Genomic DNA, 10,333 nt, shown 5'->3' with positions numbered 1-10,333 from the left:
GTCCAGTTCGTGGCATACCCCATTCTACAACTAATCCAACGAATTACTGACGCACGACACTAGACCTGGACGAATACGGACTGACTCTGCCACTTCCGTTGCGATTTGCCGGCTTTGGGATGTTTTCGCAAGGAGGGACCGCCCATGTGCTTGTCTCCTTCGCGAACCTAGCTCAGCATTCTCAGGTCAGGCAGCAACTGTCTGCGGTGAAATTGTGGACCGTGGACGGGGTTCAAGGCTTGGATGTGGCTCCGATCCGCCACGGACCAAAGGGCACGACAGAGGTCGCTCCTTAGTTCGAGGGAGGCCTATGCGGTTTGCGTGGCCGCGGCGCCTGTTTGAGTTCTTTGGACGGATCCGGGCGTCACTGTAGGCGGTTTGACACTTGTTGCCTCTCCTTGCACCCACTGAACCTCGACACCACGGGGTGTAATTGTCATCTCGGGAGCCTCGTCGCCCCACGGAAAGTGCACCCCAAGTGGTTACGAGGATCTTACCTTGCTCTCCTCTCCATGATCTCAGCTGTCCTGGCAGCCGGTGACGCGCATCCCGGCGCAATAAGAGATACGAACCCCGAACATTCGCGGGGGTAGGACGCCGGTCTGAATTTTCGTCGGTTCGAGGAGCAGCCTGGACGATCGGACTGGCGAGTCGCGCACGGTGGACCATATGGGCGGTACGCGTCAGAGTACCTGGAAGCGTGTCTTCCTTTTAACCAGCTTGACTCTGGTTAACCCCTTTCATGTCTAGTGCTGAACGTATCTGGCTCCACAGGTGAGAAGAAAGCTCCGTCGGCGTGTAATGCCTCCCGTGACGGGATCGTGTGGCAGCACTGAGAGCCTCCACATAAGACTGGCCCACCTCTTCACCGGATAGAGCGCCCCACTCTTCCTCCAGCTGGGGGAGGTCGGACATGGAGAAAGGCGGTTCGGTGTTGACCGCCTCGGTGACATCGAGCCACCTACCGCTTAGGCCAGTACTCGCAGCTCGGGCGGACCACCACGAAGGCAGTGCGGCTAGAACAGCAGACGCAGTGGGCGAAAGCTCAGCCGATGCCTCTGCTGATGAGATGGCGCGTCTGGAGCCGCGCGCACCTAAGGGACGAGCATCGAGCATCTTGGACGTGGGCTTCACACATTTCACTTTATCCCCCAGCTCCCCAGGTTCCGCATATTCGGTTTGATGAGTCCAGGATGGTCGTGACCCTGATGGGCATTTACCACTGGAGTGCTTGGAGTGACCCCGTGAATTCGGTCCAGTAGTTATGTGAGTTGCACCAGCGCCCATTGGTAGTGGGCGGGAAGACTGGTGTGATCATGACGAATAAGAGAAGAAGGCATGCCCCGGAGCAGATCATCCGTAAGCTCCAGGTTGCCGAGCAGATGTTGGCCCAAGGCCATGACATGGCCGCAGTAGCCCGTGAACTGGGGGTCACCGAGGCTACGTACTACCGGTGGAAGAACCAGTACGGCGGGCTCAAAGCAGAAGACGCCAAACGGCTCAAAGAACTCGAGAAGCAAAACGACCGGCTGAAGAAGCTGCTGGCCGAGGCTGAGCTGGAGAAAGCAGCGCTGAAAGAGCTCGCAGAGGGAAACTTCTAAGCCCGCCCAGACGCCGTGAAGCTGTCCGCCACCTGATCACGAAATTCCAAATCAGTGAGCGGGCAGCAACCCGTCTGGCCGGGTTTTCCCGGTCTGCCTACCGGCGCCCCCTACAAGCCCAGAGGGATGCAGATCCTGATGCTGATCTGCGCCAGTGGCTGCGCGACTACGCGAAACAGCACCCCCGGCGCGGGTATCGGAGGGCCTACCACCGGGCCAAGGCCCATGGCTGGGTGGTCAACCATAAGAAGATCCAACGGCTCTGGCGCGAAGAAGGACTCCGGGTCCCGGTGCGCCGGCGGCGCAAGCGCCGCGGCGTCTCCACCGTTGATGCCCCAGCGGCCACGGCTGCGAACATGGGGTGGGCAGTGGGGTTCCAATTCGACGCCGATGAACAAGGCAGGGCTATCAAGATCGCCTCCATCGTTGATGAGCACACCCGAGAATGCCTCGGCGGACTAGTCCAGCGTTCCATCACCGGCGATGCGCTGACCACCCACCTGGAGGCCCTGGTCGCTCAACGCGGCGTCCCGGCGGTGCTGCGCTGTGACAACGGGCCAGAGCTGATCAGCCAGGCCATGGCTAACTGGGCCGGTGAGAAGATAGGGATCCACTACATCCCGCCCCCTGGCGCAACGGCTACGTAGAGTCTTTCAACAGCAGAATCCGCGACGAGTGCTTGAACATCAACAGCTTCTACTCCCTGCTCCACGCCAGAGTGATCATCACCGACTGGAAGCACGACTACAATCACCACAGGGAACACTCAGCACTGGGCTACCAGCCCCCAGCAATCTACGCCCAGCAGTGCGCCCACAGAACCGAAGCTCAACCTCCGCAGCTCACATAAGAACTGGACTTAACACCGGGGCACTCCATGCTCGCATTCGGCCTATTAAGACAAGTGCCGCAGCGGGGGAGCCAACTACTAGCTCAGGGCACGGGAGGCTTCGTCTTCATGGACGCTTCAGGGGAGCATGAGGCTCGGGGACAAGTTTTTACAGTGTCTGCATTACTACCTGGTGCGCAGGAACGTTACCACCGGGTGGCTGGAAACCGATGATTTTCTTGGTCGGAGACTTGACAGTGAGGTGACTGAGGGTCTCCGTCGGGTGTCTCACTAAACCTCGATCCACCGATCCGCAGTGGCTGGGGAGGGTGGGTTGATAGAGGAAATGCCCCTCTGACCTGGGAAAATAGTGATGTCTCACGTCACCATGTCCCACTCAGAAAGGGGCACCTCTCAGGTGCTATTCAACCACGCCCGCTCCGCGGTCTCCTATACCTTCGATGAGCCCAATCTCGTGTCGGCGGCCGGGTTGGCTCCAGTGATGGCCCTGGCCCAGGATGCTGGGCTGGCTGATCTGGCCGAGGAGAAGATCAGCGTGCGGAACACCGGGGCCGATAAAGGCGCCAACGCTGGGGCGAAGATCAGCAGCCTGGTCGCGGGCATGGTTGCCGGTGCCGACAGCATTGATGACATGGATCTCCTCCGTCACGGCGGGATGGGCTCAGTGTTTGACCGGGTGTATGCGCCCTCGACTCTGGGTTCTCATCTGCGGGAGTACATCCACGGGCATGTCAAACAGCTCGGATCAGTCTCCTCGGGGTTCCTCGTCGGCCTAGGCGGGCGAGCCCCGCTGCTGCCAGTACCGGCCGCCGGGGACGGGGCAGGGACGGTGTTCGTTGATATTGATGACACTGTCATCGAGGTCTTCTCCGCGAAGAAGCAGGGCGCCGGCTATGGCTACAACAGCACCCGGGGGCTGAACGGGCTGCTGGTCACCGCATGTACTTCTGAGTCCTCGCCTGTGATCATCGGCCAGCAGCTGCGCAAAGGAGCAGCGCATTCGGCCCGGGGTGCCGATAAGGTTCTCGCCGATGCTCTGGGGGCGTTGAAGAAGATCCCTGGCCAGGACGCTGCTGTGGTGGCCCGTGCTGACTCGGCCTACTACAACTCCAAGATCGCTGGTGCGGCGGCCCGTGCTGGGGCGGCACTGTCGGTGACGGTCAGGTTGGATCAGCGGATCAAGAAGACCATCGCCGAGATCGACGATGAGGCCTGGGAGAGGATCGAGTACAACAACGCGATCTTCGATGAGACCACCGGCACCTGGGTCTCTGAGGCTGAGGTCGCTGAGGTTCCCTTCACCGCCTTCACCTCGAAAAGTGAAGACCAGCAGGTCACCGGACGACTGATCGTGCGCCGGGTGCCTGAGAAGAACGCCGCGAAGCTGGCCGCGGGCCAGGACACCATCTTCGACACCTACCGGCACCACGGATTCTTCGTGCGCCACGAGGCGCTGTGTTGATCGGGGGTGATGTGAGATCGCCCCCCTGGTTCGTCGCGGCGGACTAGGGAAGCTGAGGGCAGCCTGATCCCCGTGGCGGGGGTGAGGGTGGGAGCAGCCCTGACAACGCCGGGACGTGCCAGTACTGCCAGATGGTACGGGTCCGGTTAGCAAGACGGAAAGGCATACGTGAGGAACCAGTGTCGTAACGCTCCTCAAGCGTGGTACCAACTCGAACCTGGCGGATCAGGGTTGGCTTGCACCGCGTCCCCACTCGAATGTCCGGGCGGGGAACTCGGGCACCGGCTGAAGATGTCGGTGCCGGAGGCCATGATGAATGCCCGCGGCGTAGTCATGGCGAGGGTGCTGGAGCATAGCTGGGTGCCGATCCCGTCGACCGATCAGACAGTGAACGTGGGAACCCTCTCGTCGGTCCCGCACGCCGTGACATCCGGTCACGCATCGTACGGGAAGGCGCGCCGACCGCTGATGCCGGCGGGAGGGGGCGGAGGGTCCGTAGTAGTCCGAGGGCGGGAAAGCCGTCCACATGGCAAAGGGACCCAGTTTGATTCGCAGCGTTCTGATGCGTAGGAAGGAGTTACGCCCGTGAATACGAGCGTTCCGTGGCCCGCCGACTTCCAGGAGGCATGGCACCGGGTACTTGTAATGCAGACGAAACTGCACCGTTGGGCGGCGGCCGATCCTGGTCGTCGTTTCGATGACCTGTTCAATCTCGTTTACGATCCCGCGTTCCTGATGGCAGCGTGGGAACGAGTGCGGGGCAACAAGGGCGGGCACACTCCCGGGGTCGATGGCGAGATTCCTCGCCGGGTACCCTCGGATCAGGTGCCCGTCGTGCTGGCCGGGATTCGCCGAATGGTGAAGACCGGACAGCTCGAGCCCGTGATGGTTCGTGAGAAGTCGATCCCGAAAGCGAACGGCAAGGTCCGCCGCTTAGGGATTCCGACGATGACGGATCGGATCGTGCAAGCCGCGTTGAAGCTGGTGCTGGAACCGATCTTCGAGGCGGGTTTCTATCCGTCCTCGTATGGGTTCCGGCCGCGCCGCAGAGCGCAGGACGCGATCGAGGAGATACACCATTTCGCTTCTGCATCCCTCAGCTATGAGTGGGTGTTCGAGGCGGACATCACCGCGTGCTTCGATGAGATCGATCACACTGCCCTGATGGGCCGGGTTCGTGAACGTGTCTCGGACAAGCGCGTGCTGGGGTTAATCCGCGCGTTCCTGAAAGCCGGTGTCCTCTCCGAGGACGGCGTGCACAGGGACACCGTCACCGGCACCCCGCAGGGCGGGATACTCTCACCGCTGCTGGCGAACATCGCCCTCTCCGGGCTGGACTGGCACTTCCAAAATAAGTGGGAGGCGCTGGGCACCAACAGCCAACGACAACAGCACCGTCGCAAAGGCGGCGCGACGATGAAGTTGATCCGCTACGCGGACGATTTCGTCGTACTCGTCAAAGGCTCCCGTGCCCACGCGGAATCCCTCTGGGAGGAAGTCGCCACGGTCTTGGCTCCGATAGGGCTTCGCCTGTCAGCGGAGAAGACGAAACTCACCCACATTGACGAGGGGTTCGATTTCCTCGGATGGCACATTCAGCGCCACCAAAAGAAGGGAACCCAGGGACAGACTCGGGTTTACACGTATGCGTCGAAGAAATCACTTGCTTCGATCATCACTAAACTCCGTGGTCTGACCCGCCGGACAGCGCATCTGACTCTGGCCGAGTTGATCCGCCGGGTCAACCCGGTACTCCGGGGCTGGTGCACGTACTTCCAGCACGGGGTCTCCAACCGCACCTTCGGATACGTCGATCACTACATGTTCTGGCGGATCTACGGATGGTTGCGGAAACGACACCCCAAGCTCAGCGCGCGCACCGTGAAACGCCGCTACCTTCCCGGGTGGGAGATCCGCGCCGACGGGATCGAGCTATTCCGTCCCCGCGCGATCCTGATTACCCGGTACCGGTATCGCGGAAGTCGTATTCCGACACCCTGGACCGACACCGCAACGGCATGAATCAAATGGAGAGCCGGATGCTCAGGAATGGGCACGTCCGGTTCGGTGGGCGGCCAGCGGAAACCCACCCCCGGCAACGGGGACAGGGCGCCGCTGGTCGACCCTTCACCACCATCAGTGACCAGACCCTCGATACTGCCGCGGCTGACCGGGTCCACCGGGGCCATGCGGTGATCGAGCAGGTCAATGCCGAACTCAAAGCAGGGCCCCTGGCCCATATGCCCTCAGGGAAGTTCCAGGCCAACGCGGCCTGGCTGGTTGCTGCGGTGATCGCTCACAACCTCATCCGCGCCACCGCCGCTGTCATCGGCGGAACCATGGCCAGGGCCCGGGCGCTGACGCTGCGGAGCAGGATCATCAGCACCCCCGCCCGGATCGCTCACCGTGCCCGGCGGCTGATCCTGCACCTGCCCACCGAATGGAAATGGGCGAAAGCTTTCGACAAGCTCTGGGCTGCGGCCCTGGGCCCACCACCAGCAGCGGCGAGCACCTGATCATCCAGCCCCCGAAGGACACCAGGCCAGCGCAAAAGGAGACCCGGGGACAGCAACAGTGGAACAGACCGGAGCATGGCCGGGACACCCCCGCCTGCCCACCTTCCCTGCTGCCACAGTTCAGGACTTCAGCAACATTTCAGAACCCACCTCGGTGGATCGAGGTTTAGGGTTGGGCCGGATTGCTTCATGAAAGAGTCAGGAAGAGTTTTTCGAGTTCCTCCACGGTGAGGCCGTCCTCTTCTTCGGCCGCCGATTCCGGGTCTGTGATGCAGTACTGCATGGCACCGGAGACGATCATGAAGCCAGCACGATCAAGGGCCGTGGATACTGCGGCCAACTGGGTGACGACCTCGCGGCATGAGCCGTTGTTCTCCACCGAATTGATGACCGAGTCCAGCTGACCTCGGGCACGTTTGAGCCTGTTGATGATCTTGCGCTGGGTCTCGGGGTCTGCGTTACGCATGTGGGTCCTTCCGGTGCCTTGGATCAGAGAATGAGGATACGACGAATGATCGTCCCATGATTCTGCGGGACGGGGTCAGCCGGAAGCGAGCTGGGTCCGGACTTCGTTCATATCGAGGGCTTTGATGGACTCGATAAGTTCGTGGAGACCAGCCGGGGCCAGAGCGCCGGGCCGTGAGTACACCAACACGCCGTCGCGGAACGCCATCAGGGTAGGTATTGAGGTGATCTTCGCAGCGGAGGCCAGGGCTGGTTCGGCCTCGGTGTCCACTGAGGTGAATGTGATCTCTGGATATTCGGCGGCGGCACCTTCGAAGACCGGGGCGAAGGCGCGGCACGGCCCGCACCAGTCGGCCCAAAAGTCCACCAGGACGATGCCGTCCTGCTGGATGCTGCTGGTGAAGGTGTGCTGGTTCAGGGCATGGACAGTCGTCATGATGAAGTTCCTTCTGTTTAGGTGAGTTCTAGAGTGAGTACAAGCCCGCCCATGATCAGGACGAAGATTCCGAAGGCCTTGCGCAGGCCATCCTCTGGAATGCGATCGGTCAACTGTGACCCCAGCAATGCGCCTGCGACGGCTGCTCCGGTGACCAGTAGGATGAGCTGCCAATCCAGGCTGATAACAGTCAGGTAGCCCCCTAGGCCGGCCACTGATTTCATGGTGATCACCAGCAGGGAGGTGCCCACTGCTGCGGACATGGGCAGGCCAGCGAGCAGTGCTAAGGCGGGAACCACAAGGAAACCGCCTCCGGCGCCCACCATGCCCGTCACCAGGCCGACGATTAGCCCGTCGGCGAGGACGCGCCTCCTGCTCAGGGAGGGCTTCTTCCCACCCGGAGAGGATGTAGGGACCGCCTTCCGGCGGCGTAGCATGGCCGCTGCGGTGACCAGCATCATCAGAGCGAAAGCGATCATCAGTACCGTTCCGGGGATCCGGCCGCCGATCAGCCCGCCGGCGAAGGCGCCGAACATGCTGGCGGCGCCGAACAGCGCACCGATCCTCCAGCGAACGTTGCCGCGGCGTGCATGGCTGATCAGGCTCACCGTTGAGGTGACAGCGACTACGAACAGCGAGCCCGCTACTGCTTCCCTCGGCTCCATCCCGGCCACATAGACCAATAGCGGGACCGCCAGGATGGAGCCGCCACCGCCCAGCAGGCCCAACGAGACACCGATCAGTGCCGCCAGGGCGAGGACGAGCAGACTCAGAGATTCCATGGGGATCTCAGAGTGTGCCGGTGATGTCAGGAATATCCCGAAGCGCGGACTCCAGGGTGGGGTCTGCTGCGGTTCTGTTCCAGGGCATCCGGCTCAGCGCGTAGGACATTCCGCAGGTGTTAGTTGCGGCGGCGAAGATCAGCCCGGAGCCGACGCCGAAGGAGAGCCACTTCAACTTCGGGCTGACGAAGTGGCTGGCGAGGATGCCCGTAGTCACCAGGACCCCGGCCCCCATGCGGACCTGCCGCTCCATCTCCCACCGTGGGGTTCCCCGCAGCAGCTCTCCGCCTGCCTGCACATAGGCATTGATGCCGCCGTTGAGCATGTGGAGACGGTCAGCCCCCGCTTGGGACAGGGCCTGTGCGGCCTGGTGGCTGCGTGCACCGGATTGACACAGCAGCATGACCTCGCCAGGCAGCGAGGAGGCCACTGCAGAGGGGTTCTTCTGCAGCAGGTCCAGCGGAAGGTTTCGTGAGCCCTTGATATGAGCAGCTTCGAATTCTGCAGGTGTGCGGACATCGATGAGTACTTGAGGTGCAGAGGGGTCGCCCTGAAGCAGATCCTCAGGAGCATAATATGTGACAGTCATAGGTAGCCTTTCGTCAGTGGGGTGTGAGCTCAGCGGGCCTCATGCTCAAGCCAAGCGTTGTAGCTGCCCTCCAACTCGAGGACCCGGTAGCCCTCTCGACGAAGGGCGCTGGCCGCGACGGAGTTGCGCTTCCCGGATTGGCAGTAAGAGATGATCGTGGCGTCCTTCGGCAGCTCGTCCAGGTGCCAGAGGACCTTGCCGGCGCTGAGGTTTTGCGCCTTGGGGATATGGCCGCTTGCGTATTCGGCGGCGTTGCGAACATCGAGCAGCACATCCGCCTCGGCGACGGTGAGTTCCTCCGGGGTGAGGGTTGCAGGGGTGAACCTCGGGAGGCCCTCGAGGCTGCTGATGTAACCGGCATGGTGATCAATCCCGACTCGGATCAGGTGGGCCCGCAGTCGGTGCGCCTCATCCTGGTCGGCGGCCAGCAGCACTAAAGGCCGGCTCTCCCGTTCTGGGTCATAGGCCCAGGCGGCAAAGTTGGCAGGCTTATCACTGGGGATATTCAGAGCCCCAAGCGCAGTGCCGGTATGCACCTGCTGGTGGGGGCGGGTATCGACCACTATGAGCTCATCGGTCTCGACCCCGGCCGCAACATGATGGGTCGGAAGTTCCTCGAGGTCTGATAGCTGGCCCAGAATCGCAGGGCCGGTCTTGTTCTGCCGCTTCATCCGCCCGAAATAGGCGTGAGCATCCGGCTGGCCCTCCAACAGCTGCTGGACGAATCCCGCCTCGTCATCGTTGTCAAGATAAGGTGCCCACCAGGCATTGGCACGCTCATAGCCCACTGTCGTGGCCGGCAGAGCACCCAGCGATTTCCCGCAGGCGCTACCGGCACCATGACCGGGGTAGACCAATACGTGGTCTTCCATCCCAGCAAAAACGTTCTTCAGGCTGTTGAAGAGCTGCTTCGCTCCCGCATATCGAGTATCGACACCGCCGGCAGCCTCATCCAGCAGATCCGGCCGCCCGAGCTCCCCGGCGAAAACGAAGTCGCCCGAGAGGATGTATCCCGGCTGATCGCTGAACGCACCATCAGTGATCTCGAAGATCAGGTGTTCCGGGGTATGGCCAGGGGTATGCCGAGCCCTGACAGTGATGTTTCCAATAGTGATCGCATCGCCGTCATAGAGGCGGTGGGCGTCGAATCCGTATTGCCAATCATCGTCGCCTTCGCCGGAGACATAGAGCTCAGCGCCCGTCGCCGAAGCCAGCTCTCGACTTCCCGAGAGATAGTCGGCATGGATATGGGTCTCGGTGACGGCCACGATCTTCATCTCGTGGCGTCGAGCAAGTTCCAAATACTCAGCGATGTCACGGCGTGGGTCGACCACCACCGCCTCATTCTCAGCCTGACAGCCGATCAAGTAGCTGGCTTGTGCCAGGTCTTCGTCATAGATACGTTCCAACAGCATTGCGCCTCCCATGAATAGCTCCTGTATACCCCGGGGGGTATATAGAGCATCCTGCCATATACCCCCGGGGTATGCAAGGAAGGTTTCTTCATCCCCGAGGATTCGGTCGGTGCACTACCCACCTGACCGACCACGCCTCTTGCAGATCGAGGACGAGCGGGCATTATCGCCGCAGAAGTTACAGGCTGTGGACGTAAAGGGAGCATCGTTCTTCTGA

General features: G+C 61.7%; 7 protein-coding genes and 2 pseudogenes. 4 read left to right on the top strand and 5 right to left on the bottom strand.

What is annotated here, in order from left to right; all coding sequences use genetic code 11:
* The first annotated feature begins 1,316 nt into the window (after positions 1–1,316).
* The 4 genes and pseudogenes from GNZ21_RS06200 to GNZ21_RS06185 all read left to right on the top strand — a co-directional run.
* A pseudogene (locus GNZ21_RS06200) lies at positions 1,317–2,451 on the top strand (IS3 family transposase).
* Positions 2,452–2,848: 397 nt separating this feature from the next.
* On the top strand, positions 2,849–3,913 hold the full coding sequence (locus GNZ21_RS06195) for an IS1380 family transposase (RefSeq protein ID WP_157322439.1): 1,065 nt from the start codon (positions 2,849–2,851) through the stop codon (positions 3,911–3,913).
* Positions 3,914–4,498: 585 nt separating this feature from the next.
* Positions 4,499–5,935, top strand: coding sequence for a group II intron reverse transcriptase/maturase (ltrA, locus tag GNZ21_RS06190; protein ID WP_229659625.1), 1,437 nt, complete (start codon positions 4,499–4,501; stop codon positions 5,933–5,935).
* Between the two features lie 104 nt (positions 5,936–6,039).
* Positions 6,040–6,429 (top strand): annotated as a pseudogene (locus GNZ21_RS06185) (transposase); the annotation flags it as partial.
* Positions 6,430–6,616: 187 nt separating this feature from the next.
* Here the strand turns inward: GNZ21_RS06185 and GNZ21_RS06180 are convergent.
* The 5 genes from GNZ21_RS06180 to GNZ21_RS06160 form a co-directional block, all read right to left on the bottom strand.
* A complete protein-coding gene (locus tag GNZ21_RS06180) occupies positions 6,617–6,895 on the bottom strand; it encodes a metal-sensitive transcriptional regulator (RefSeq protein WP_157322435.1) in 279 nt (92 codons plus the stop codon).
* 75 nt (positions 6,896–6,970) lie between these two features.
* Entirely contained in the window at positions 6,971–7,330 is a 360-nt protein-coding gene (locus GNZ21_RS06175) for a thioredoxin family protein (protein ID WP_157322433.1), read from the bottom strand.
* 17 nt (positions 7,331–7,347) lie between these two features.
* Positions 7,348–8,112, bottom strand: a complete 765-nt coding sequence (locus tag GNZ21_RS06170) for a sulfite exporter TauE/SafE family protein (RefSeq protein ID WP_157322431.1) — start codon at positions 8,110–8,112, stop codon at positions 7,348–7,350.
* A 7-nt stretch (positions 8,113–8,119) separates the two neighbouring features.
* On the bottom strand, positions 8,120–8,701 hold the full coding sequence (locus tag GNZ21_RS06165) for a rhodanese-like domain-containing protein (protein ID WP_157322429.1): 582 nt from the start codon (positions 8,699–8,701) through the stop codon (positions 8,120–8,122).
* A gap of 29 nt (positions 8,702–8,730) precedes the next feature.
* Positions 8,731–10,116: an MBL fold metallo-hydrolase gene (locus GNZ21_RS06160; RefSeq protein ID WP_157322441.1), complete on the bottom strand. Its 1,386-nt coding sequence runs from the start codon at positions 10,114–10,116 to the stop codon at positions 8,731–8,733.
* Positions 10,117–10,333 lie beyond the last annotated feature (217 nt).

The sequence above is a fragment of the Nesterenkonia alkaliphila genome, from assembly GCF_009758175.1.
Taxonomy (GTDB): Bacteria; Actinomycetota; Actinomycetes; order Actinomycetales; family Micrococcaceae; genus Nesterenkonia; species Nesterenkonia alkaliphila.
The sequence above is the reverse complement of the archived record's forward strand: the minus strand, read 5'-3'. Positions and strand labels throughout refer to the sequence as shown.